The sequence below is a fragment of the Lysinibacillus sp. G1-3 genome (assembly GCF_056322905.1).
The window spans coordinates 1-23976 of record NZ_JBWHYQ010000031.1; the positions used below are offsets into that span (position 1 = coordinate 1).

Annotated in this window: 24 protein-coding genes; 5 read left to right on the plus strand and 19 right to left on the minus strand. The window is 38.7% G+C overall.

Going from position 1 to position 23976, the window contains the following annotated elements; translation table 11 throughout:
* Nucleotides 1–147: 147 nt before the first annotated feature.
* From perR to bcp, 3 genes are all read right to left on the minus strand, one after another.
* Complete coding sequence (gene perR / locus ACVYAD_RS23765; protein ID WP_139377005.1) at nucleotides 148–591, minus strand: peroxide-responsive transcriptional repressor PerR; 444 nt, start codon at nucleotides 589–591, stop codon at nucleotides 148–150.
* Between the two features lie 161 nt (nucleotides 592–752).
* The gene (locus ACVYAD_RS23770) at nucleotides 753–1697 is read right to left on the minus strand and encodes a D-2-hydroxyacid dehydrogenase (protein WP_476428157.1); all 945 of its coding nucleotides are present in this window, start codon (nucleotides 1695–1697) and stop codon (nucleotides 753–755) included.
* On the minus strand, nucleotides 1694–2170 hold the full coding sequence (gene bcp / locus ACVYAD_RS23775; protein ID WP_197143530.1) for a thioredoxin-dependent thiol peroxidase: 477 nt from the start codon (nucleotides 2168–2170) through the stop codon (nucleotides 1694–1696). Before bcp ends, ACVYAD_RS23770 begins: the two co-directional genes overlap by 4 nt.
* A gap of 131 nt (nucleotides 2171–2301) precedes the next feature.
* Here bcp and ACVYAD_RS23780 point away from each other — a divergent pair, with 131 nt between their 5' ends.
* Nucleotides 2302–3588, plus strand: a complete 1287-nt coding sequence (locus tag ACVYAD_RS23780; protein ID WP_476428158.1) for a glutamate-1-semialdehyde 2,1-aminomutase — start codon at nucleotides 2302–2304, stop codon at nucleotides 3586–3588.
* Between the two features lie 341 nt (nucleotides 3589–3929).
* Nucleotides 3930–5018 (plus strand): FUSC family protein, encoded by a 1089-nt coding sequence (locus ACVYAD_RS23785; protein WP_197143532.1) that lies wholly within the window; start codon nucleotides 3930–3932, stop codon nucleotides 5016–5018.
* A gap of 356 nt (nucleotides 5019–5374) precedes the next feature.
* Here the strand turns inward: ACVYAD_RS23785 and nikC are convergent, their stop codons facing one another.
* From nikC to mutY, 9 genes are all read right to left on the minus strand, one after another.
* Entirely contained in the window at nucleotides 5375–6268 is an 894-nt protein-coding gene (gene nikC / locus ACVYAD_RS23790; protein ID WP_349661103.1) for a nickel transporter permease, read from the minus strand.
* A 13-nt stretch (nucleotides 6269–6281) separates the two neighbouring features.
* Nucleotides 6282–7286 carry an ABC transporter permease gene (locus ACVYAD_RS23795; RefSeq protein WP_349661102.1) on the minus strand — a complete coding sequence of 335 codons (1005 nt, stop codon included), beginning with the start codon at nucleotides 7284–7286 and terminating at the stop codon, nucleotides 6282–6284.
* 198 nt (nucleotides 7287–7484) lie between these two features.
* Nucleotides 7485–9104 carry an ABC transporter substrate-binding protein gene (locus tag ACVYAD_RS23800; RefSeq protein WP_476428159.1) on the minus strand — a complete coding sequence of 540 codons (1620 nt, stop codon included), beginning with the start codon at nucleotides 9102–9104 and terminating at the stop codon, nucleotides 7485–7487.
* 21 nt (nucleotides 9105–9125) lie between these two features.
* On the minus strand, nucleotides 9126–10115 hold the full coding sequence (locus ACVYAD_RS23805) for an ABC transporter ATP-binding protein (protein WP_349661100.1): 990 nt from the start codon (nucleotides 10113–10115) through the stop codon (nucleotides 9126–9128).
* Nucleotides 10090–11103, minus strand: a complete 1014-nt coding sequence (locus ACVYAD_RS23810) for an ABC transporter ATP-binding protein (protein WP_476428160.1) — start codon at nucleotides 11101–11103, stop codon at nucleotides 10090–10092. The genes ACVYAD_RS23805 and ACVYAD_RS23810 overlap by 26 nt, the downstream gene beginning before the upstream one ends.
* A gap of 378 nt (nucleotides 11104–11481) precedes the next feature.
* Nucleotides 11482–13227 carry an ABC transporter ATP-binding protein gene (locus ACVYAD_RS23815; protein ID WP_476428161.1) on the minus strand — a complete coding sequence of 582 codons (1746 nt, stop codon included), beginning with the start codon at nucleotides 13225–13227 and terminating at the stop codon, nucleotides 11482–11484.
* A gap of 261 nt (nucleotides 13228–13488) precedes the next feature.
* Nucleotides 13489–14037 carry a nucleoside tri-diphosphate phosphatase gene (gene ntdP, locus ACVYAD_RS23820; protein ID WP_349661097.1) on the minus strand — a complete coding sequence of 183 codons (549 nt, stop codon included), beginning with the start codon at nucleotides 14035–14037 and terminating at the stop codon, nucleotides 13489–13491.
* A 354-nt stretch (nucleotides 14038–14391) separates the two neighbouring features.
* Entirely contained in the window at nucleotides 14392–14568 is a 177-nt protein-coding gene (locus ACVYAD_RS23825) for a gamma-type small acid-soluble spore protein (protein ID WP_349661096.1), read from the minus strand.
* Nucleotides 14569–14650: 82 nt separating this feature from the next.
* Complete coding sequence (gene mutY / locus ACVYAD_RS23830; protein WP_349661095.1) at nucleotides 14651–15685, minus strand: A/G-specific adenine glycosylase; 1035 nt, start codon at nucleotides 15683–15685, stop codon at nucleotides 14651–14653.
* A gap of 217 nt (nucleotides 15686–15902) precedes the next feature.
* On the opposite strand from mutY, the gene ACVYAD_RS23835 reads away from it, so the two are divergent.
* Entirely contained in the window at nucleotides 15903–16889 is a 987-nt protein-coding gene (locus ACVYAD_RS23835) for a metal-dependent hydrolase (RefSeq protein WP_349661094.1), read from the plus strand.
* A gap of 38 nt (nucleotides 16890–16927) precedes the next feature.
* Here ACVYAD_RS23835 and ACVYAD_RS23840 read toward each other — a convergent pair whose 3' ends face one another.
* Genes ACVYAD_RS23840 through ACVYAD_RS23860 form a run of 5 tightly spaced genes read right to left on the minus strand, consistent with a single transcriptional unit; the run spans nucleotide 16928 to nucleotide 18775 of the window.
* On the minus strand, nucleotides 16928–17197 hold the full coding sequence (locus tag ACVYAD_RS23840) for a YfhJ family protein (RefSeq protein WP_079562723.1): 270 nt from the start codon (nucleotides 17195–17197) through the stop codon (nucleotides 16928–16930).
* Nucleotides 17198–17527, minus strand: coding sequence for a YfhH family protein (locus tag ACVYAD_RS23845; RefSeq protein WP_079562722.1), 330 nt, complete (start codon nucleotides 17525–17527; stop codon nucleotides 17198–17200).
* Entirely contained in the window at nucleotides 17524–18327 is an 804-nt protein-coding gene (gene recX, locus ACVYAD_RS23850) for a recombination regulator RecX (protein WP_349661092.1), read from the minus strand. Before recX ends, ACVYAD_RS23845 begins: the two co-directional genes overlap by 4 nt.
* A complete protein-coding gene (locus ACVYAD_RS23855) occupies nucleotides 18264–18650 on the minus strand; it encodes a hypothetical protein (RefSeq protein ID WP_476428162.1) in 387 nt (128 codons plus the stop codon). Before ACVYAD_RS23855 ends, recX begins: the two co-directional genes overlap by 64 nt.
* Nucleotides 18647–18775 carry a hypothetical protein gene (locus ACVYAD_RS23860; protein ID WP_476428163.1) on the minus strand — a complete coding sequence of 43 codons (129 nt, stop codon included), beginning with the start codon at nucleotides 18773–18775 and terminating at the stop codon, nucleotides 18647–18649. The genes ACVYAD_RS23855 and ACVYAD_RS23860 overlap by 4 nt, the downstream gene beginning before the upstream one ends.
* A 231-nt stretch (nucleotides 18776–19006) precedes the next feature.
* On the opposite strand from ACVYAD_RS23860, the gene ACVYAD_RS23865 reads away from it, so the two are divergent.
* Nucleotides 19007–19825 carry a polysaccharide deacetylase family protein gene (locus ACVYAD_RS23865; RefSeq protein ID WP_349661090.1) on the plus strand — a complete coding sequence of 273 codons (819 nt, stop codon included), beginning with the start codon at nucleotides 19007–19009 and terminating at the stop codon, nucleotides 19823–19825.
* Nucleotides 19826–19869: 44 nt separating this feature from the next.
* The gene (gene rlmD, locus ACVYAD_RS23870) at nucleotides 19870–21249 is read left to right on the plus strand and encodes a 23S rRNA (uracil(1939)-C(5))-methyltransferase RlmD (RefSeq protein ID WP_476428164.1); all 1380 of its coding nucleotides are present in this window, start codon (nucleotides 19870–19872) and stop codon (nucleotides 21247–21249) included.
* Between the two features lie 440 nt (nucleotides 21250–21689).
* Here rlmD and ACVYAD_RS23875 read toward each other — a convergent pair whose 3' ends face one another.
* Nucleotides 21690–22325, minus strand: coding sequence for a hypothetical protein (locus ACVYAD_RS23875; RefSeq protein WP_476428165.1), 636 nt, complete (start codon nucleotides 22323–22325; stop codon nucleotides 21690–21692).
* 383 nt (nucleotides 22326–22708) lie between these two features.
* Nucleotides 22709–23887, minus strand: a complete 1179-nt coding sequence (locus ACVYAD_RS23880) for an MFS transporter (RefSeq protein ID WP_476428166.1) — start codon at nucleotides 23885–23887, stop codon at nucleotides 22709–22711.
* Between the last annotated feature and the right edge of the window lie 89 nt (nucleotides 23888–23976).

The window sequence follows — 23976 nt, forward strand, 5'->3', positions numbered from 1 at the left end:
CATAAGAACTTTCCTTTCCACTTAAGTAACGCTCAACAGCTTGTAATTTATCTTCTGCAGTATATTTGATCATAAAAAAACTGCACCTCCAATTGTTAGATGTGTCTAACAATTGGGGAGCAGTTCACGATAAGAGCTAGGGTTTTTTTATTGTACTTTTGCAGATACATCTTTACACGATGGACAAGTGCCGTAAATTTCTAAACGATGCGCATGCACATCAAAGCCTGTTACTTGTGATGCAAAATGTTCAATTTCGTCGAGACCTGGATAATGGAAATCGACTATTTTTCCACAGCATTCACAAATCATATGATAATGATCGTTTGTAACGAAATCAAAGCGGCTTGAAGCATCACCGAAAGTTAGCTCTTTTACTAGACCAACTTCACGAAATACGCGAAGGTTATTATAGACAGTCGCTACACTCATATTCGGGAACTTCCCTTCAAGTGCTTTATAAATTTCATCGGCAGTTGGATGTGCCATTGTTTGAATTAAATATTCCAAAATAGCATGACGCTGAGGAGTAATACGCACACCAGTTGTTTTCAACGTGTCAAGTGCATCCTGTAAATGCATTTCAGACATCGTCATGCACCTCTTCCATAAAGATTATTAATTGATAATAGTTATAATTAGTGTATCCAATTTAGCTTACTTCTGTCAACATTCATACACATTTCACTTTAACTTCAGTCAACGGGTGTCACGGAATTATGCCGAGGCATAATTGATTTAGGATTGTTGCTTCAATAACCTCTTGATAAATCCAGCCTATTTTCTACATCTGTTTCACCACGTAACCACTTCTCTAAATTCGGCTTAAAAATTGCTAAGCTACGTTCAACATAGCGAGATGAGTGACTTGAAATATGCGGAGACACAATGACATTCGGCAAAGTCCATATTGGATGATCCGCAGCTAAAGGCTCTTGTTCAAATACATCTAAAACAGCGTAACCAATTTCACCTGTTTGAATGGCATGCATCAAAACAGTCTCTTCTACTAAGTTCCCACGACCAAAATTCATAAAAATGGCGTCATTTTTCATCGCTTTAAAATGGTCTGCTTTCAATAAATGTGTCGTCTCTTCTGTTTTAGGTAAAACTGAAATGACAATATCAGCATTAGGTAAAGCTTCGGCTAATTGATCAAAACTCACCATCTCATTCATATATGCCGCTTCGTTCCCTGAACGGTTACAGCCAATTGTCGCAACACCAAAAGCTTGCAATAAGCGACCTACTTCCGAGCCAATAGCTCCAGGCCCCAAAATAAGTGCTGTGCTATCTCGCAACTCGGTTTGTTTCGCTTTTTTTGACCACTCATTTTTCTTCTGCTGTTCATACACCCATGGTAGTGCGCGCTTAATCGCTAAAATATGAGCAAGCATTGATTCTGCCATTGGCGTTTTATGAATGCCACGCACATTCGAAACTACTATTCCTCGGTCAATAATGGCTTGAGCTGGCATTTTTTCGATTCCCGCTGAAGCTACAAAAATCCATTTAACCTTTGTCGCATACTGAATATTTTCATCATTTAAATCTTCACCATATGTCACAAGCACATCCGCTTCTTGTAGCTCATTATTTGATAAACCATTTTCAAAAACAAAATCCACTTGTGGGAATTCTGCTACTAGTGGCTCACGTAAATCTGGTCTTGGTTCAAACGTAAAATAAATTCTCATTGCTTCGCCTCCCATTCTGCTAAATATGTATATACTTCTTCAATATGATTTTTTACTCGTACTTTACGCCAAGCCTTTATCAAATTTCCGTCTGTATCAATTAAAAATGTTGAACGTTCAATCCCCATATATTCACGTCCATACATCTTCTTCAGCACCCAAACTCCATATGCCTCTGCCACGGCATGATCCTCATCCACTAATAGTGAAAATGGTAATCCATGTTTATCTATAAATTTGATATGCCTTTTAGCTTCGTCAGGACTAATACCAAGCACAACTGCATTTAATTTACTAAAATCCTCATGCTTATCACGGAAGTCACAAGCCTCCGTAGTACAACCTGGTGTCATATCTTTAGGATAAAAATATAAAATAACATTTTGTCCTTTAAAATCCGCTAACTTTACTACTTCTTCTTTTTCATTCATAAGGGAAAAATCCGGTGCTTTTTTACCTTCTATTAAAGCCATATCAATCTCCTCCTCTGTACGCTTTATTTTACTCTAAATAGCAAAACAAATCATATCCCTTAATTTCTTTGGATTTCTTGCACTGATAGGTCTACAATAGATGAAGTATAAAGATTTAGGAGGCAATATATATGAATCACACAAAATCTGAAGCAGTACACGCAGAAGCGCTACAGCATATCGTTGGTGGTGTAAATAGCCCTTCTCGTTCTTATAAAGCAGTCGGCGGAGGTTCACCTGTTGCTATGGCTCGTGGGAAAGGTGCTTATTTTTGGGATGTTGATGGCAACCGTTATATCGACTATCTAGCAGCTTATGGTCCTATTGTTACTGGTCACGGTCACCCACATATCGCAAAGGCCATTACACACGCAGCTGAAAATGGCACTTTATTTGGGACTCCAACTGAATACGAGGTTACTTTTGCTAAGATGCTTAAAGAAGCAATGCCATCTATGGATAAAGTGCGCTTTAATAACTCTGGTACAGAAGCTGTCATGACAACAATTCGTGTAGCACGTGCTTATACTGGCCGTACGAAAGTTATGAAATTTGCTGGATGCTACCATGGTCACTTTGACTTAGTATTAGTAGCTGCTGGTTCTGGTCCTGCGACATTAGGTACGCCAGACTCAGCAGGTGTTACAGCTTCAACAGCCGAAGAAGTAATTACAGTACCATTTAACAACCCTGAAGCATTTACAGAAGCAATGGATAAATGGGGCGATCAAATCGCAGCCATTTTAATAGAGCCTATCGTTGGGAACTTCGGTATTGTAGAGCCTAACCCTGGCTTCTTAGAATTAGTGCATGCTACAGCGAAGGAAAAAGGTGCCTTAACTATTTACGATGAAGTTATTACTGCTTTCCGCTTCCACTACGGCGGTGCACAAAACTTGTTAGGCTTAACACCTGACTTAACAGCGCTAGGCAAAGTAATCGGTGGTGGTTTACCAATCGGTGCATACGGCGGCCGCAAAGAAATTATGGATACAGTTGCTCCACTAGGTCCTGCCTATCAAGCGGGGACAATGGCAGGAAACCCTGCCTCCATGCAAGCTGGTATTGCCTGCCTAGAAGTATTACAAACTCCAGGTATTTATGATGAAATGGATCGTCTTGGAGCTATTTTAGAGGAAGGTATCCTGACTGCAGCCAAAAAACACGACGTAACAATTACTGTTAATCGCCTTAAAGGTGCTCTTACTATTTACTTTACAGATGTGAAAGTAGAAAACTATGAGCAGGCTGAAAACTCAAACGGTGAAATCTTTGGACGCTTCTTTAAATTAATGCTTGAACAAGGCATTAATTTAGCACCATCAAAATATGAAGCATGGTTCTTAACAACAGAGCATACAGAAGCTGATATTGTTGAAACAATCAAAGCTGTAGATATTGCATTTTCACAATTGTAATTGTAAAGGCTAAACGCCTAGTGCGTAACGCAATTTATAATAGCATCTAGATTATCTAACTTTTAAAGACGACTCCCATGCGAGTCGTCTTTTTCTTTAAATGGACATACAAATCTATGTATTTTATGAGCACTTCCTTCTATAATGTAAAGAAGCATTAATTATGCAGCCTAAGTCCCTCTATTTCAGCGGATGTCTTTTGTACCGAAAGCGTAGCGACGGGTACAGATGATGTTTGAACACCTGCTGAAAAGCAACTAAGTCTTTATTTATCTATCCACCTATTGAGGTGGGAGACTTCAAGTAGTTAAAATTTTAGACAGAAAGGACATCCATTTTCTATGAAATTAGGTGCCCGTGTATTTAAAACTGGTGTTGCCATCGTGTTTGCACTATTTATCGCTGAGTTACTAGAGCTTCCTTCACCTGTTTTTGCAGGAATTGCAGCAATCTTTGCGATTCAGCCATCTATTTATCGCTCCTATCAAACAATTGTGGAGCAAGTACAAGCCAATATTATAGGAGCTACCATCGCGGTCATTTTTGGCCTACTTTTTAGTCACCATGTAGTAGCAATCGGCATTGCAGTCATTGTTGCTATCGGTATTATGTTGAAATTTAAACTTGAAAAGTCGTTATCTCTAGCACTTGTTACTGTTGTAGCTATTATGGAGATTCAAGGAGATGACTTTCTTACATTTGGTCTTATTCGCTTTCTTACCATATTAGTTGGGGTATTAGCAGCATTTGTTGTCAACTTGTTCTTCCTACCGCCCAAATATGAAGTAAAGCTATTCCGTAAGATTTACTTTTTACAAGATGATATCATTCGATGGACGCGACTTGCTGTTCGTCAAGCATCTGAGCATACTTCTACTAAAGAAGCATTAAGCAAATTTAAGTCTCGTATGCAACGTGTTGATACACTGTATGATTTTTATAAGGAAGAGCGTAATTACTTTAAAAATAAAAAATTTGTAAAAGGACGTAAATTAGTTGTGTATCGTCAAATGATCACAACGTCGAAGAAAAGTTTAGAGCTTCTTCATCGTCTTCATAATCATGAAAACGAATTAGCACAGCTCCCGACACAATTCCATTTAATGATTCAAGAGCGGCTTGATTTTCTCCTAACTTACCATGAGCAGCTACTGTTAAAATACACAGGGAAATTAAAGCCCGAACATTCGGAGTGGAGTAAAAACATCGATTATGTTCAACGTAACGAGTTAATGGAAATATTCATCAAGCAGATCAGTTATGCGCATGACGAAGGCGATACAGAATTTTCGAGCTATCACTTGCTTTATATTTTATCGCGTATTTTAGATTACGAAGAAAACCTAGAGCATTTGGATACGCTCATTGTGTCGTATCAAACTCATCATGGTCATGAAATCAATGTGGAATTTGAAGAGGAATTTGTTTAACTTCTTTCAGCAGATGTCTTTTGACCGAAAGCGAAGCGACAGGTACAAGTGTTTTTGTAGGGAAAGGAAGCGTCAGCTACAGAAGTTAAAGCCTCCGGCGGATGTCACGGAATCGTAAATGATTTCTTAGGGGATGTTAGCCGCCTAAAACCATCGCATCCATGCGATAACGGCTAACTGACCTACATCGGTAAAAACGCCACGTCCTGTGGCAATACCAAAATGACCGACATCGTGTCAGCCCTCGTGCAGGCCCAAGCACAAAGCCAATTCCGGACGCAATTATGCCAAGGAATAATTGATTAGCTAAAATGAGCGAAGAGTTGGCACGATGTCCATCTCTTCGCCCTTTTTTATTAGCTTTTCATTTTCGGATCAAGCGCATCACGTAGGCCATCACCCATGAGATTAAAACCGAGAACCGTTAACATAATAGCTAAGCCTGGGAAAATCATCGTCCACGGTGCCTTTAATAAATATACGCGGGCATCCGCCAGCATTTTCCCCCATTCTGGTGCAGGTGCTTGAGCTCCTAATCCAAGGAAGCCTAGTGCTGCCGCTTCAATAATTGCTGTGGCTATCGCTAGTGTTCCTTGTACGATGATTGGCGTCATCGAGTTTGGCAAAATATGCGAGAACAAAATTCGCGAGTCACGCATTCCAATCGCCTTTGCTGCTACGATATACTCCTCTTCTTTAACACTCAATACTTTCGATCGAATTAAGCGCCCAAAATTCGGTACGTTAATAATAGCAATGGCAATCAGTGCATTTTGTAATGATGGTCCAAGTACTGCTACTACCGCAATCGCTAGTAAAATACTAGGGAATGCTAACAAAATATCGAAAATACGCGAGATTATCGTATCAACCCATCTTCCATAATACCCCGCAATAATGCCAAGGAAACTACCTACAATAACAGAAAGAATAACCGATAAAAAGCCTACTTTCAAAGAAATCTGGGCTCCATGAATAACTCTAGAGAAAATATCCCGTCCGAAGTCATCCGTTCCAAACCAATGCTCACTTGATGGTGCTAATAAACGCATCGAAAGGTTTTGTTCATTCATTCCTTCGGGAGCAATCTGTGGACCAAATATAGCAAGAAAAATAAAAAATAGTACAATGCCTGCACCTACCAGGGAGATTTTGCTCTTTTTAAAGCTACGCCAGCCTTCTCTCCAAGGACCTGCCGCTCGTTCACGTCTTGGTGCTGCTTCTGTTTTTACATCCATGGCTCCAGTCATTATTGCTTCCCCCCTATTTGTACTTAATCCGCGGATCAATCACTGTATACAGTAAATCCACAATTAAGTTAATCATGATAAAAATAAAAGCAATTACTAAAATACCTGATTGAATAACAGGATAGTCACGGAAGCCAATGGCATCATATATATAACGACCAATTCCAGGCCAGCTGAAAATTGTCTCTGTTAAAATAGCACCACCTAGTAGCAATCCTGTTTGCAACCCTATGACAGTTAACACTGGGATAACTGCATTTTTCAATGCATGCTTATAAACAACAATAAACATTTTTTGCCCTTTTGCTCTAGCGGTGCGTACATAGTCAGAGCGCATTACTTCAAGCATAGACGACCTAGTCATTCTTGCAATAATCGCCATTGGAATTGTCGCAAGAGCCATGCCTGGTAATACTAATCGTTTTACTACTTCAGTAAATTGATCAAAGCGGCCTTGTATGAGCGTATCTAATAAATAAAAATGAGTAATGGCGGTTATTGGATCTCGCACATCTTCTCGCCCAGATGTCGGGAACCAGCCAAGCTGATTACTGAAAGCCCATTGTTCCATTAAACCGAGCCAGAAAACCGGTACAGACACCCCGACTAAAGCAACTACCATTGCCACATAATCGAACCAAGAATTTTGGAACCATGCAGAAATAATGCCTGCATTCACGCCAACAATCACTGCAATAATCATGGCAAACAGCGCTAGCTCAGCTGTTGCCGCTAAATACGGGAAAATTTCCTCTGATACGGGTAATTTAGTACGTAATGATACTCCTAAATCCCCCTGAAAAATGCCACCTAAATAACTAAAATATTGTGTATACCACGGCTTATTTAATCCTAAACTTGCGTTTAACGCTTCGACCGCTTCTTTCGTTGCCTGCTGCCCTAAAATTACTTGTGCTGGATTACCAGGAATTGCACGAATTAACATGAAGACGATGAAAGTCATTCCAAGCAAAACTGGGATTAGTTGTGATAATCGTTTCCCCATATAGTGAAGCATTTTTTTCACCCCTCTGTTATTTTCATAATATACTTTTGCACGAAAAGCATTGAGGTCTTTACACATACTGTAGAAAGGGTCAGCTTTCACCAACAAAAGAATCCGCTAGATTTCTACGGCTTACCCGCAGAAAGCAAGCAGATTCTTTAAAATTTCTTCTCTTCTTAAATTAAAACCTGTTGGGATAGCCGTTTAAACCTACTTCACATCTACTGTATCTAAGCGGTCAGAACCTGTCGGATGTGCAACATAGTTTGTTACTTTAGTATTAGCAGCTAAAATTGGCGTAGAGTGAGCAAGCGGAACCCATGGTGCATCTTTAGAGATAATCACTTGCGCTTGCTTGTAAAGGTCATTACGCTTATCCTCATCCATTTCAGTTTGTGCTGCAACAAATAATTCGTGAACTTCTTTGTTGTCATAGAATGTATAGTTGTTAGAATGAATATTATCTCCGTCTAATAAAGTGTAAAGGAAGTTATCTGCATCCCCGTTATCACCTGTCCAACCAAGTAAGAACGCATCTGCCTCTCCATTTTCCGCCTTTTCTAAATAGGTAGCCCATTCAAACGTTACAATCTTAGATTTCATACCAACATCTGCTAAATTCTTCTGAATAGCTTCTGCAATTTTTTGACCGTCAGGCATGTACGGACGTGGTACAGGCATTGCCCATAGCTCGATTTCTTTACCATCATAGCCAGCTTCAGCTAATAATGCTTTTGCTTTTTCCGGATCATAGTCATAGCCTTCAACCTCATCGTTGTAGCCTGCAATTATTGAAGGCATCGGATTTTTTGCTGTCTCGCCTAAGCCTTCATAAAATGCATCTACTAATGCTTGCTTATCAATTGCATGATTTACTGCTTGACGAACCTTTACATTATCGAACGGTGGACGAGTTACTGTTAATCCAAGATAACCAACATTCATAGACGGACGTTCGATTAATTGTAAATCTGCATTTGATTCGATTGAAGCTTTATCAGATGGACTTAAGCCATCAACTACATCAACCTCAGCGTTAGTTAATGCATTGAATCGTGCGGAATTATCTGGAATAGAACGGAAAATAACTTTATCTAATTTCGGCAAATCTGCAATACGGTAATCAGGGTTTTTCTCAATAGTGATAGAATCATTTCGTTTCCACTCTACAAATTTAAATGGACCAGTACCTACTGGATGATCTTTAAGTGCCTCATCATCCTTTTCAAATGCTGTTGGTGAAGCAATAGCAAATGGTGACATCGCTAAGTTTTTCAAGAATGGTGCTTGTGGCTGAGCTAGTTTAAATATAACTTTATAATCCCCATCAGCAGTGATTGACTCAATTACTGGCTTTTCGTTTACCGTAAATTGAGAAGCGTAATATGGGAATTTATCAGCACCACCAGCTTTCCAGCGCTCAAAATTTTTCACGACTGCTTCAGCATTAAAGTCAGTACCGTCATGGAACTTAACCCCTTCTTCAAGTTGCATAGTATACGTTAACCCATCTTCTGAAGATTCCCAAGATTTTGCTAACCCTGGGTGCAGCGTTACATCGTTCTCTCCAAAGTTAATTAGAGTCTCATAGATATTAACGGTAACTTTAAACGATTCACCTTCTGTTACTGTCGCTGGATCAAGTGCAGTAGAATCGCCACCACGACCATATACTAATGTTTTTGGTTCACTACTGCTAGTTGAGTCACCACTACTTGATGTATCTTTACTACCCGTATCCTTAGAATCTGAACCGCCACAAGCAGCTAAGATTGTCGAGAGAACAAGGATAAGCATTACACCCAAAGTCCAAAGCTTTTTTTTCTTCATTCGATTTCCCCCTAAGTTTTTTTATATCATTGAATGTTGGTTTGCATCGTAAAGATGACAAGCAACATAATGACCAGGTTTCACCTCTTGCATTTTCGGAACTACTTGAGAACATTCTTCTTTTTTAAATGGACATCTCGTATGGAAAGTGCAACCACTTGGTGGATTCGAAGCACTCGGAATATCTCCAGAAATAACAACCTGTTCACGTTCAAACGTAGGATCTGGAACAGGTACCGAGGATAGCAACGCCTGTGTATACGGGTGAAGTGGCTCAGCATATAAATCTTCGCTTGCTGTCATCTCCACTAATTTCCCTAAATACATCACACCTACACGATTACTAATATGGCGTACAACCCCTAAATCATGGGAGATAAAAATATAAGTTAGCTTTAAATCCTTTTGTAGGTTTTGCAATAAATTCAACACTTGAGCCTGTATAGATACATCAAGAGCAGAGACAGGCTCGTCCGCAATAATCAAGCGCGGATTCGTCATCAGTGCACGGGCAATGCCGATACGCTGCCTTTGACCACCACTAAATTGGTGTGGATACCGTTTCACATGATATTCATTTAACCCAACAATTTCGAGAAGCTCTAACACTTTCTTCTTCCGTTCTTTTGCATTGCCCATTCCATGAACAATAAGAGGCTCCTCCAATATCTTCCCAATATTATGTCTAGGATTAAGAGAGGCATAAGGATCTTGGAAAATCATTTGAATATCTCTACGAGCTTTGCGCATTTCATTATTGGATAATTCAGAAATCACCTTTCCTGCAAATTCAATTTTGCCCTCAGTTGGCTCAAGCAATCGCATTAAAAGTCGACCAGTCGTTGATTTACCACACCCGGACTCACCTACAATACCTAATGTTTCTCCTTCAAAAACTTCAAAGGAAACATCATCTACTGCCTTTACGTCCCCAACTTGTTTATTAAGGACCCCCTTCCGAATGGGGAAGTATTTTTTTAAACCATCAACTTTCAATAAAGTTTTCGACATGTTGCTCCACCTCCTGTTTCTCTAGTAAAAAGCATCTTGATTTATGCTGCTCTCCTGCTTCATATAAAGGTGGCGTTTCTTGTACACAGCGTTCCATCGCAAATTCACAACGTGCTGCAAAACGGCAGCCTACCTGAATACTTCCGGGTTTTGGTACACTGCCTGGTATAGAGTAAAGGTTGTCCTTCTTATAACGCATATCTGGTACAGACTTAATAAGTCCTTGTGTATAAGGATGCTTCGGATTAACGAATATCTCCTGAATAGGCGCCTCCTCAACTATCTGACCTGCATACATCACAATCACTCGCTCGCATGTTTCTGCCACAACACCTAAATCATGCGTAATTAATAAAACAGCTGTATTTAAACGTTTATTTAAATCTTTCATCAGCTGCAAGATTTGAGCTTGAATCGTAACGTCTAGTGCAGTAGTCGGCTCATCAGCAATCAGCACCTTCGGATCACAGACAAGCGCCATCGCAATCATGACCCGTTGTCGCATTCCCCCAGATAGCTGATGTGGATAATCTTTTAATAATTCCTTAGCACGAGGTAAACCTACAAGCTTCATAATTTCAACTGCCCTTGCAAAGGCTTCTTTTTTCGACCATTTTGGATTATGGATTAAAATCGCTTCTTTTAGCTGATCCCCAATTGTAAACAAAGGATTCAAGGATGTCATAGGTTCTTGGAAAATCATCGCCACATCTTTCCCACGAACTTTCTGCATTTGTTTATCAGATAATGTTATGAGGTCTTTGCCATCTAACCGTATTTCTCCCCCGGTTATTTTTCCAGGCGGTGACGGTATTAACCCCATAATGGACAGGGATGTAACACTTTTTCCACTCCCCGATTCCCCTACTATCCCTAATATTTCTCCCTCATGAACAGAAAAATGAATATTATCTACGGCAGGAATTTGTCCATCATCTGTAAAAAAGGTTGTCTGTAGGCCTTTTATTTCTAGCAGCTTTTTTCTCATGATCAATCTCCCATCGTCCTATATTTTTACTTAATCACTATAACTATCACTCAATTCCCTATTTTCAGATAATTCTAACCAAAAAACATCGCTCTTTCAATCATAATTGTTCTGCAATAAACATAGATTTTCTACATCGTTCGAGTTTTATATTAATAATGTCTTATTAATTAATACTAATTTATAAATAAGACAAAAAAATAGCCTTCCTTTTATACTTAAACGGAAGGCTATTTTTAGATTATTGACTCATTCCTAAAATATAGAGGTGACACTTTTGTTAAAACGTATGTCACGAGAATAAATTGAGCGGAGGCTGGGTAACTCCAGGAAAGCGCTCAGCCGGAACGGAAATCAACCACACATTATGATGATGTATCAATCTAAATGCTGTACCTGGAATAAACTAAAGTAGGTGCCCTCTTTTTGCATTAATTGCTCGTGCGTACCACTTTCAATTAATTGTCCATGATCTATAACAAAGATTTTATCTGCATGTGTAATCGTAGAAAGTCGGTGAGCAATTATTATTGTCGTACGTTCATGTGCAAGTACATCCAATGATTCTTGAATAAGTGCCTCACTTTCTAAATCCAATGCAGAGGTTGCTTCATCTAGTATTAAAATAGGAGGATTTTTTAAAAACACACGAGCGATCGCTACCCGCTGCTTTTGTCCACCTGATAACTTCACTCCGCGTTCCCCAACCTTTGTGTCATAACCATCTGGTAAGCTCATAATAAAATCATGTGCATTCGCTGCTTTTGCCGCAGCAATAACCTCTTCATCAGAAGCATCTGGCTTGCCCATTAAAATATTTTCTTTTACGGAATCACTAAACAAAATATTATCTTGTAGGACTATTCCAATTTGTGAGCGTAATGAATGTAGAGATACATCACGCACATCATAATCATCAATACATACGGTGCCACTCGTTGTGTCATAAAAACGAGGAATTAAACTAATGATAGTTGATTTGCCTCCACCACTCATTCCTACAAACGCAACTGTCTCTCCAGGATTAATTGTAAAATTAATATTGTTTAAAATTTGTGAGCCCTCTTCTTCATATTGAAAGTTCACATTGTCAAAACGAACTTCACCTTTTATCCGAGGTAGCTCTAACGCATTGGCCTTGTTTTTTATCTCATAAGGTTCATCTATTAATTCAAACATTCGATCCATTGATGCAATGGACTGTGTTAACATTGTTGATGAACTTACAAGGCGACGAAGTGGACCATAAAGTCGTTCGATATAAGCAATAAAGGCAACCATCGTCCCAATTGAAAGAGGTCCATTAATAACCTGATAGCCTGCATAAGCGATGACTAGGAGTGGTGCTACATCCGTGATTGTATTCACCACTGCAAACGATTTAGCATTCCATCTCGTGTGATCCAGCGCTTTCTCTAAAAATTCTCCATTTGCTTCATCGAATAACTTTTGCTCATGTTTTTCTAGCGTGAAGCTTTTAATAATACTCATTCCAGCTACACGTTCATGTAAGTAACTTTGCACCCCAGCTAGTGCTTGTGACCGTTTACGTGTTAAAGACCGAAGCTTGCCAAAGAAGAACTTTACGCTAAACGCATAGAATGGGAAAGCAATCAATGCTACTAGCGTTAGCTTAACATCCATAGCAAACATAATACCGATTGCAATAACAATTGTCGCAAGGTCCAGCCAAACGTTCATCAGGCCTGTCATAATAAAGTTTTTTGTTTGTTCCACATCATTAATCACTCTTGAAATCACATCGCCAGCTCTTGTATTGGCATAATATCTTAAACTTAGTCGCTGCAAATGTGCATATATTTGTTTTCGAATATCGAAAAGCACTTTGTTACTGACATTTTGAGCAAAATATTGACGGTAATACTCAATCGGTGGTCGAATAATAAAGAATACAATGATCGTGCCACCTAACCAATAAAACAATTCTTTTGTCTTTTCTGCATCCGTTAAATGATCTCCAGCAATAATATCATCTAACACAATTTTTATGAGTAATGGAATAAATAACGGAATCGCAAACTTCACTATACCAATTAAAATCGTTAAAATTATTTCCCATGTATATGGTTTTACAAATCTCATATAACGTTTTATACTACCCAATTTATTATCACATCCTTATCAAAAACCATGTTTAGCAAATGCAAGGAGAACTCCTTGTATCACTTCGTACATAAAAAGAAACAGACATCCACAAAATGAATGCCCAAACGTATTATAGCAATATTTTGTTTTAAATACAGTTAATTTAGCTTTGTCACGAACTATTTTGCAATCAACTTTTGTAACATTCCTTTTTACATTTTTTCCTTTAATACTTATTTCCCAATAAAAAAAACCTATTAGTAAAACTAATAGGTGCAACTAATAATCATCTGCTTGCATATCGAGCTGAAACTTATATCGACTTGTCCAGGCATCGATAAAATCAGGTGCAAAGGGGCCTCTTTTTTGTTGAATCCAGCTAATTAATTTATCGACATTGCGCTTTAAAATTTTATCTATGACATCTGGATAAGACATTTCCTTACGATGCAGCTCATATTCATCCTCATCTAAGAGTGAATAAGACATATCGGGGAAAACTTTAATATCTAAATCATAGTCAATATATTTAATGGCATTATTATCGAAAACAAATGGTGAGCTTAGATTACAATAATAATACACACCATCTTCACGTAGCATGCAAATGATATTAAACCAGTACTCCGCATGGAAATAACAAATAGAAGGCTCTCTCGTTAGCCACGTTCGACCATCGGATTCTGTCACAAGTGTCCGCTCATTCGCACCGATAATGATATTTTTTGTTCCTTTTAAAACCGTTGTTTCTTGCCAAACACGGTGGATACGGCCATTGTGTTTATAACTATGTATTTGTATCGTTTCTCCTTCTACCGGTATTGCCATCTTTGAAGCCCACCTTTTCGTCTATGCTACCTTAATCTAGCAGTCTCTAGTATATTATAGCAATGTGTAGGCGAAAGGTGTAGTTAGAAAACCACAAATTTCCCTGCGCTCTTTTAAATTTGTACAAAATTTCGTTAACTAAAAGCAAATTTTATCATAACACTAACCCAATTGGAATTTTTTGTTTAAATTCATGTATCGGAGCATGGTTTAATCAGCTACCCGAGCAGTTCCCTATCACTTAAACCATTTTCTTATCTTGCTATATAAAAATTCAAAAGGAGCTGCCCTTTTTAATCTTTTCGATTGTAGACAGCTCCTCAGAGGTAAATGCAATTATGCAATTACAAAGTGTTATTCACCAAGATCTTGGTTAGTTTTATTGAAGTTACCTGAAGCTTGAGATTTTTTCTGCTCAGCTTTAGCATTTTGCTTTTGCACTTCATTAACGTCTGTTTCATAACCAAATTCTTGACTTTGACGTTGCATGTTTTTATTCGGTTGGAAATTCTGGTTGTTTTGCTTTTTCATTTTCATTCACCTCCACGCTCATTATTGTGTACCGAGGTGAATGCTTTTATGCCTAAAAATTTTATATAAATAATTTTCTAGATTAATCCTTTATTTCCTGCCAAATTTTCAGCATTGGAACGGACATTGGTAACAATTCTATTTGTTCAGGAGTCAGCCATTCGCCCTTTTCTGCTGAATTACATTTCATAAAATAGCTATTTATATGCCATGTTAAATGTGAAAAAACATGTTTAAATGTTAGCAAATCCTGTTGCGATTGAACATTCATAGCATAATCATTAATAAAAGAATCTATTGAATCTTTACCGTGCTCAAGCATTGGGAACTGCCATAGATTAGCTAGTAAACCCTCTGCTGGACGCTGCTCTAATAAAATTCGCCCTTTGTCATCTTGGCATACAAGCACATCGTATGTGAGATGCTTCATCTTCACTTTTTTAGATTTGATAGGTAATTTTTCAGGCTCGCCTTCATTAAAAGCGGTACAGTATTCCCGAACCGGACATAATAAACACTTTGGTGAAGTTGGCGTACAAATAAGTGCACCTAGCTCCATTAGGCCTTGATTGAAGGACGACGCATTTTCAGGATCAATTAGCTCTTCAACAGCCTCTTCAAAAATCTTTTTAGTCTTTGGAATAGCGATATCATCATGAATAGTAAGCACTCGACTTAAAACACGCATAACATTGCCGTCCACTGCATGTTCGGGCTTATTATAGGCAATACTTAATATAGCTCCAGCAGTATACGGACCTACGCCTTTTAATTTTGAAATCTCATGGCGATTATCAGGTACTACCCCACCGTAGTTTTCTAATACCTCGCGAACACCCGCTTGTAAGTTGCGTGCACGGGAATAATAGCCGAGGCCTTCCCAATGCTTTAATAAGTATTCTTGTGGAGCTTCCGCGAGTAATTCTAATGTTGGAAAACTTTCCATAAAACGATTGTAATAAGGAATAACTGTGTCGACACGTGTTTGCTGTAGCATCACTTCTGATACCCAAATTTTATAAGGGTCCGTCGTATGCCTCCAAGGTAAATCACGTTTCTCAACATTAAACCATTCGACTAAAGATTGTCGAAATTCTGTTACATATGGATAATTCACAGTGACCTCCAGTGTTTTTACGATTTTATTTATGATAAAAAGAGTATACAATTAAGAAAAGATCATCTGTCTAAAACGACAAAAAGCGCCATTATTTTCTAGCTTCAAGATTTTAGCACAACAGTCTTAATAGAGAAATATCAAGTATTACGGATTATTGAAATATACATGTATGCAAATTGTACTCTATTTAGATGCATACAAGGAGTGGATATTTTTGGATTCAGGTACACATTTCGTTATGGGTATAGCCCTCGGTGGTCTTGCATTAGCTGATCCCGTTGTAGCAAGTCATTCAATGACCTTTACCGCAGTAATGGCAGGTACAATTATTGGCTCACAGGCACCTGATGTCGATACAGTTTTAAAGCTGCGCAACAACGCAATTTATATTCGACATCATCGTGGAATTACACATTCACTTCCAGCAGTAGCTATTTGGCCGATCTTAATTACAGCGGTTTTAGCACTTATTATTCAAGACGCAAATGTGTTTCATTTATGGCTTTGGACATTTTTAGCTGTAGCACTTCACGTCTTTGTTGATATTTTCAACGCTTATGGTACACAAGCACTTCGACCGTTTTCTAGAAGATGGGTTGCACTTGGTGTCATTAATACATTTGATCCTATTATTTTCACACTACATTGCATCGGCATTTTGCTTTGGGCATTTGGTGTTAATCCTGTTTGGACATTTAGTATCATGTATCTCATAATTATCGTTTACTACATTTTACGATTTGCGGTCCAAAAGGCTGTAAAGAAAGCTGTACATAATACGATTCAGGATGAAGAGTATGTTATTGTAGCCCCTACAATGCGGTTCTTCCACTGGCGTATTGCAGCAAAATCCAAAACGCATTATTATGTTGGCCGTGCTTATGGGCGAGCTGTTAATATTTACGATAAATTCGAAATAAAACCTTTGCCGAAAACGCCTCTTATTGAAATAGCATTGAAAGATCCCAATCTCGCTGCATTCGTGTCATTCTCACCATTGTATCGTTGGGAAATTTCTGAACTCGAAAATGGCTTAACAGAAGTAAGATTAATTGATCTGCGTTACCGTAGTGATAATCGCTATCCTTTCGTGGCTGTCGCTCATTTAAACGAGGACAATGAGATTATCACTTCATACACAGGCTGGATTTTTACAGAAGATAAACTCCAGAAAAAATTACAAGTTGGCGCAAGTAATTAAACATCAGTAAACCCTGGCCAAATTTGGCCAGGGTTTTGTTATTGTACCATATCATCACTAGCATCAAGTAAATGTGCGTATTTGGGGTTACGTCCCGCAAATGCATGCAGTTTATCACCATAGCTGGCAATTAATTGACGCACCAAATTTTCAGTGTATTCCGTACCACGATAAGCGTAACCAGCTTTCGCAGAAGTCGATTCGAAATCACTCCATAAAAGCTCAATCCATACTCGTGCACGACCTACTGACATTTCCGGATTTTTTGCAAGTAACTCAGCTGTTAGCTTTTCAATTTTTTCATCCATTTATTTGCCCACCTTTACAGGAGATAGCATTGAAACAGGTAAAGCCTCTTGGTATTTTTCGCCCCCTAAGCGATGGCCCCATGCGAAACGTCCTTTTAAATAATCCACTTGGAAAAATTCATTTTCAGAACCGTCAATACGATACATTTCTCCAGGAATTATTGTATCTAAATCCACTAAATAAGCTGCAGCCATTAAAGCCTTGCGCTCGTATACAGCGAATTCATTAATGATGCCTAGCTGTTCCGCCTTACGTGCTTTTTCCTTTATTCTAGCTATTTCTTCACGTAGTTCATGCTCTGACATCGCAGCATAATTTTTTTCGTTCATTCCTCATTCTCCTTCTCTTCTATAAAACGATCTATAACTTCTATAGGAAACCCCTTTTGATAGAGCGCCTGCTTTATTTTCATTTTCAATTCAAAACCAGTATACTTTGATGAATACTTTTTCCAAACTTTTTCGCCTTGTACATCAAGTAGCTGTTGCCATTCATCTTCCTCTTGCTCAATCTCTATTTGACTAAGCACCTCATCAACAACACTAAAAGAATAACCTTTTCTCATTAAAAAATCTTGAATTTTAGCTTTTATTTGAGTTGGCGTTTTCTTTTTTTCCGATCGAATGACCTTTTCAGCCAATTGCGTCGCAAGCTTTACCTGCTCCCCATGACTATATGTAGCCAATACCTCATCCTGTAAGCTTTTATCAATCCCTTTTTTCATAAGGTCCTGCCTAATTGCTTTGGGTCCCTTTTTCATCGTAGCCTTTTTCGTATCAAGCAACGCCTTGGAGTAAGTTTCATCATTTAAAAAGCCATACGATTTAAGCTTTTGTATAGCCTCTAAAATAACCGCTTCCCCAAATTCTAACGAGAGCAGCTTTTTCTTAACCTCATGCTCACTGCGCATTTGATAAGATAAAAAATTTAACCCTTTATTAAAAGCTTTTCGAATCTCATCCTCGTAGGCAATTTCCTGAATATCAAATTCCTCAAGCACTTTGCCCTTTGTTAACCCAAATTGAATGAGAATTGCCTCATCTACAGGAAAAGCATATTCTTCGTTCAAATATATATTATAACGTTCTGGATTGTTTTTTTGACGTGCAATCTTCGTAATAACACGCATTCGTAACACCTCACTATAACCATTATAACATTTTTCGTAAGTATTGCTTTTGAGGTATTTTCTCGGTTTGCGGTTTGCGTTCGATTCGCGGGATTTACTTCTTTTCTTCGGGTATCCTCTTCTCTTCCGCGGGTATTCTCTCCTCTTCCGCGGGTATTCTCTCCTTTCGCGGGTATTCTCTCCTTTCGCGGGTATTCTCTCCTCTTCCGCGGGTATTCGCTTCTCTTCCGCGGGTATTCTCTCCTCTTCCGCGGGTATTCGCTTCTCTTCCGCGGGTATTCTCTCCTTTCGCGGGTATTCGCTTCTCTTCCGCGGGTATTCACTTCTCTTCCGCGGGTATTCTCTCCTCTTCCGCGGGTATTCTCTCCTTTCGCGGGTATTCTCTTCTCTTCCGCGGGTATTCTCTCCGCTTCCGCGGGTATTCGCCTCGCTTCTCGCGGGTATTCATTTCTCTTCCACGAATGTTTGGACACCCGCGGAAAAGCAGCTTAAATCTGCATTCATCTCACTGTCTATAAAAGTGGGAGACTTCTGTACCTGTCGCTACGCTTTCGGTACAAAAAACATTTGCTGAAAAAAGTTAAATTTCTCCATTTAAAAGGGACTTTTTTTAATGAAATCAAGTAGGATAATTTTTTTACAAATAACACATTCTAAAAAAAAGAAAGGATGCGTTTTTATGTGGAAACAGCATATAGTGGGATCGGTAATTGCTACTTTTATTATTGCCGCGGCAATTAGCTTTAATCCATTTTCGGCCTCTGGATCTGATGAATACAATTGGGGCTTTAAGCGAGCGAAGAACGGTGAACAAGCAGAGGCTGGAGCACAGCTTGATCAGATAGTTGAGAAATATGACGCCATTTATAAAGGAAAGCCTGATAATAAAGTTGCTTATTTAACTTTTGATAACGGATATGAAAATGGGTTTACGGAAAGCATTTTGGATACGTTAAAGAAAGAAAACGCACCAGCTACCTTCTTTTTAACTGGTCATTATTTAGAAAGTGCCCCTGATTTAGTAAAACGCATGGTTAAAGATGGTCATATGATCGGCAACCATTCATATGGGCACCCAAATATGGCGAGACTAACGCCCGATGGTATGCGCAAAGAATGGAAAAAGCTTGACGATAAACTACGTGAATTGACAGGTATTGAACGTACAACATATGCTCGCCCGCCTGAAGGTACATTTAATGCGAAATTATTAGAAGTAGGAAATGCTGAAGGTTATCGTCATATTTTCTGGTCTGTTGCCTTTAAAGATTGGGAACGGGATGTACGACGTGGCGCAGATTATGCGTATAATGCATTAATGGAACAGCTTCATCCTGGTGCAGTAATATTAATGCATACTGTTGCGCAGGATAACGCTGAAGCTCTTCCTAGGTTTATTGCCGATGCGAAAAAACAAGGCTATACATTTTTATCCCTTAACGATTTAGTTTTAGAACATGAAGATTTCCCTGTCGCTTTGCAATCGTCTACTCCTTAGTTATAATGGGGAGATGATATTAAAAGAACAGGGACGTGGAACGCTTGACGCAACAAACAACAATGGAAGTAGGACAAAAATTTCCTCTAATAATAAAAAGACTAGGTATTAATGGTGAAGGCGTAGGCTTTTATAAGCGTAATGTCGTATTTGTAAAGGGTGCCATTCCTGGTGAAGAAATTACAGCACAAGTGACTAAAACACAGCGAAATTTTGCAGAAGCAGAAGTAGTAACGATTCGCAAAGCTTCAAAACATCGCCAAGAAGCACCATGCCCAGTTTACAACGAATGTGGCGGCTGTCAGCTTCAACATATGACATATGAAAAACAGCTAATTGAAAAACGTGATATCGTCGTTCAAGCATTAGAACGTTATGCTAAACCATTAGCAACTTCAGTTGAAGTTCGTAAAACTCTAGGGATGGATAATCCATGGAATTATCGAAACAAAAGTCAATATCAAGTACGTAAAGAGGGTAAACGTGTCTATGCAGGGCTATTTGCAGAAGGTAGCAACAAGTTACTGAACATCAATGATTGCCTAGTGCAACATCCGATTACATCAAAAATCACGGTGGCAACACGGAAAATTTTACAAAAACTGAATATTACTATTTACGATGGTCGTACGCTTGATGGCTTAGTGCGTACAATTGTTGTACGTACAGGGATTCGTACGGGTGAAACGCAAGTCGTGCTTGTCACAACACGTAAGGAAATTCCACATCAAGCCGAGCTCATTGCACGTATAAAAAAAATCGACCCAAGCATCGTATCGATCGCTCAAAATATTAATCGTGAGAAAACATCATTAATTTTTGGCGACGAAACGATTGTCCTCGATGGTAAGGAAACGATTCACGAGGAGCTTGGTGAATTAGCCTTTGATTTATCAGCTCGTGCCTTTTTCCAATTGAATCCAACACAAACTGTTCATCTCTATGATGAAATCAAAAAAGCAGCAGCATTAACAGGCAAAGAAACAGTTGTAGATGCTTACTGCGGTGTTGGAACAATCGGTTTATGGCTAGCTGACAAAGCGAAAGAAGTTCGTGGGATGGATGTTATTCCAGAAAGCATTCAGGATGCACGTAAAAATGCCCGAAACCATGGCTTCAAGCATACAAAATACGCAGTCGGCACAGCAGAAAGTGTTTTAGCAAAATGGCGCAAAGAAGGATTTACACCAGATGTTATTACAGTTGATCCACCACGTACAGGTCTAGCACCAGATTTTATCCGCACGGTGTTGAAGCTAAAACCGAAGCGCTTTGTCTATACGTCTTGTAATCCTTCAACATTAGCGAAGGATTTAAATGAATTATCGAAGTTTTATGATGTAGAGTACATTCAGCCAGTGGATATGTTTGCACAGACGGCACAGGTAGAATGTGTTGCAAAGCTCGTGTTGAAGAATAAATAATAATGAAGAAGGACGTCTTGAGAATACTCTAGGCGTCTTTTTTTAATCGTTTTAATTTCCCCATTCATTTCATATGTAAACCCCTGAGTCCCTCTAGAAACAAAACAGGCGTCCCCTAAAATAAGAGACGCCCACATTGTTTATTTTTCTATGTATTGCACAGCTCCAGCTGCCTGGTGGATGATGGATGGTCCAGAAAAATCGACACCTTAACCAGTTGCCCAGGATTTAAAAGATTTTTATACTTTAAGTTTTTAGCTTTAATACGAAAGAACTTTGACACGTAAACTTTGGACTTTTACCTTTAACCTTTGAGCTTTCAACTCAGATTAATTAAAGTATCCTTTGAGTAAGACATGTTTCAGGTTTTAACTCGCACACATGTCTTGAAGCGCGAGCGACTTTTCGTTTTCCATTTTCGCTAGGCCATGCAAATTTAGTTAGGCTTGCACTTCAATAAATGTCGTTGCGTTTGATTCCGATAATACAGCGTCGACCTCTGATTCGAATTCTTCAATTCGACTATTTAATGCTTCCATTTTCTTTTTAATATTCATCGGATCTATTAATTCGAACTCGTTTCTTTTCATAAATGTGTCCGTATGTAATTTAACTTCCTCAGGAGATTGTTTATCTTTATTCCCTAATATATTAACTAAATACGTTTCTAGCTTCGCTGGCAACGCATCATTTTCTTTAGCAACCATATTTATCGCTGAACGATATTGCTGTTCCATGACTTCTAACAGTTCCTTTTCATATTGAATGGACTGTTTCCGTTCAATTGCTTCCGCTACAGTCATTCCTTCTTTTCCTACTATTACTTTTGTTATAGCATTGGACTCTACAACTAATGCCTTAATTCGGTTGCGATAGTAAATTAAGCTAACTACTTTATCGTATGAGGCTTGCATTTGCTTTTCATATTCTTGAATCTCTACACCATTAATTTTGCTATTGCTTTTACGATTAGCTAACACTGAACTAACCTCATTCGTTGCTGCTTCGATGCGATGATTTAGCATCTTTAATTCTGTTAATGCACGGTGAATTGATATTTTTTTATATCCAGTCATAATTTAATCTCCTCATATAATTAGTCATCTTAGCTAGTGTTCTTCTATTATATAGAGATAAAAATACAAAGTCCAAATATTACTTGTCTGCAAATTTTATTTGATTTTATGTTTGCTTGTCTGTATAATATCATTCTAGGTGCCAAACCTATGTGACTTGGACGGAACATCCTTGTCACGCAAAGAACGCCATAACAGCACGGATTTGCTGGGCGTTTTTTGTTTTATGAGCGGGAAGATGAGCCCCGCTCTTTTATTTTGCCCAAAATTATACATAGCGTAAAAGCTTACAAGCTAGCAATTTACTCGAGCTTTTACTTCCTCTACCCGAACTTTTTAACCGACTCTCTTCTTTCCGCTTCAAGGATGATTTCCAAAAGATATTACATCGAGACCATTCGCTTATTTTTATTTCGTCCAAATACTAACAAAACAATAGCTATCATTAGCAAAAGCATCGCTACTAATAAAAGGAAGCTGTAATTTACATATTCTAAATAAATGCCCCCTAAAAATGGCCCTGTTAAGCTACCGATACTAAGGGCAATGCCACAAAGCAGATTTCCTGTTGGCAGTAGCTCTTTTGGTGTTAAATCTGCCATATAGGTAATACCTAATGAAAACATCGAACCGACTAATGTACCTGTAAAGAAGAATGCTACGGCTACTGCCATTTGAGAATGCTCTAAAAAACTGGCAACCCCAAAAATAATAGCCCCTCCAAATGAGCCAATCATCAGGACATAACGTCGTCCTATTTTATCCGCTACTGCACCAAGCGGCACCTGCGTTAATATTCCGCCAAATGTAAAGACTGATAACATAATAGGAATCATATTCACGTCAAAATCTTTACGTAAAGCATAAACCGGGAACAAAGCATTTAAAGCAGATTCTAAAAATCCATAAGCGAATGGCCCTAAAAATGCAATCCATCCAAATGCAATGGCTATTTTATAACGATGCCAGCCTCTTGCATGTAAGTCTCCCGTTAAACGCTCTGGTTTTTCATTTTGTAAAAGGAATACAAAAGCCCATGCAAATAAACACAAAGCAGAGGACACAATAAACGGTAATGCTTCTGCAACTTGTATAAGTTTCACCATTAAAGGTCCAACTGCGAAGCCTGTACTAAAGGACAGGCCGTAAATGGCCATACCCTTTCCTAAGCTTTTATGATCTGTGGTGCTTGTAATCCACGTTTGTGTCGCAAAGTGTAATGCATGGTCTCCTACTCCAATGAGTAAGCGCAGTACAAACCAAAAAGTCACGCTTTTCCATAAAGGAAATATTAGCAGTGAAACAAACACAAATGCACCGCCAATTAATATAATCGGTTTATAGCCCCATTTTCGTAATGGCTGCTCGATAAATGGTGAGATTAATAAAGTTCCTATGTATAGACCTGTTGCATTCAATCCGTTCAACGCGGAGGATACCCCATCACGTTCGAAAATAATTGAAATTAGCGGTAAAAGCATCCCTTGTGAAAAGCCTGAAATAGATACAATCAACACTAGAATGGCAAATCTTTTTTTGCTGTAATCTGAGAAGTACGTCATCTTTTCCTCCAACATCCAATCATTCTTCCAAAGAACAGCATACCAAAAAGCCTTAGCGCTCACCACATGTGATTTTACGCTAAGGCCTA

Coding starts and splice junctions, on each gene's coding strand:
- perR (WP_139377005.1), bottom strand. CDS start 591: ATGTCTGAAATGCATTTACAGGATGCACTTGACACGTTGAAAACAACT.
- ACVYAD_RS23770 (WP_476428157.1), bottom strand. CDS start 1,697: ATGAGAATTTATTTTACGTTTGAACCAAGACCAGATTTACGTGAGCCA.
- bcp (WP_197143530.1), bottom strand. CDS start 2,170: ATGGCTTTAATAGAAGGTAAAAAAGCACCGGATTTTTCCCTTATGAAT.
- ACVYAD_RS23780 (WP_476428158.1), top strand. CDS start 2,302: ATGAATCACACAAAATCTGAAGCAGTACACGCAGAAGCGCTACAGCAT.
- ACVYAD_RS23785 (WP_197143532.1), top strand. CDS start 3,930: ATGAAATTAGGTGCCCGTGTATTTAAAACTGGTGTTGCCATCGTGTTT.
- nikC (WP_349661103.1), bottom strand. CDS start 6,268: ATGACTGGAGCCATGGATGTAAAAACAGAAGCAGCACCAAGACGTGAA.
- ACVYAD_RS23795 (WP_349661102.1), bottom strand. CDS start 7,286: ATGCTTCACTATATGGGGAAACGATTATCACAACTAATCCCAGTTTTG.
- ACVYAD_RS23800 (WP_476428159.1), bottom strand. CDS start 9,104: ATGAAGAAAAAAAAGCTTTGGACTTTGGGTGTAATGCTTATCCTTGTT.
- ACVYAD_RS23805 (WP_349661100.1), bottom strand. CDS start 10,115: ATGTCGAAAACTTTATTGAAAGTTGATGGTTTAAAAAAATACTTCCCC.
- ACVYAD_RS23810 (WP_476428160.1), bottom strand. CDS start 11,103: ATGAGAAAAAAGCTGCTAGAAATAAAAGGCCTACAGACAACCTTTTTT.
- ntdP (WP_349661097.1), bottom strand. CDS start 14,037: ATGGCAATACCGGTAGAAGGAGAAACGATACAAATACATAGTTATAAA.
- ACVYAD_RS23825 (WP_349661096.1), bottom strand. CDS start 14,568: ATGAAAAAGCAAAACAACCAGAATTTCCAACCGAATAAAAACATGCAA.
- ACVYAD_RS23840 (WP_079562723.1), bottom strand. CDS start 17,197: ATGGATGAAAAAATTGAAAAGCTAACAGCTGAGTTACTTGCAAAAAAT.
- ACVYAD_RS23845 (WP_079562722.1), bottom strand. CDS start 17,527: ATGAACGAAAAAAATTATGCTGCGATGTCAGAGCATGAACTACGTGAA.
- recX (WP_349661092.1), bottom strand. CDS start 18,327: ATGCGTGTTATTACGAAGATTGCACGTCAAAAAAACAATCCAGAACGT.
- ACVYAD_RS23860 (WP_476428163.1), bottom strand. CDS start 18,775: ATGAATACCCGCGAGAAGCGAGGCGAATACCCGCGGAAGCGGAGAGAA.
- ACVYAD_RS23865 (WP_349661090.1), top strand. CDS start 19,007: ATGTGGAAACAGCATATAGTGGGATCGGTAATTGCTACTTTTATTATT.
- ACVYAD_RS23875 (WP_476428165.1), bottom strand. CDS start 22,325: ATGACTGGATATAAAAAAATATCAATTCACCGTGCATTAACAGAATTA.
- ACVYAD_RS23880 (WP_476428166.1), bottom strand. CDS start 23,887: ATGACGTACTTCTCAGATTACAGCAAAAAAAGATTTGCCATTCTAGTG.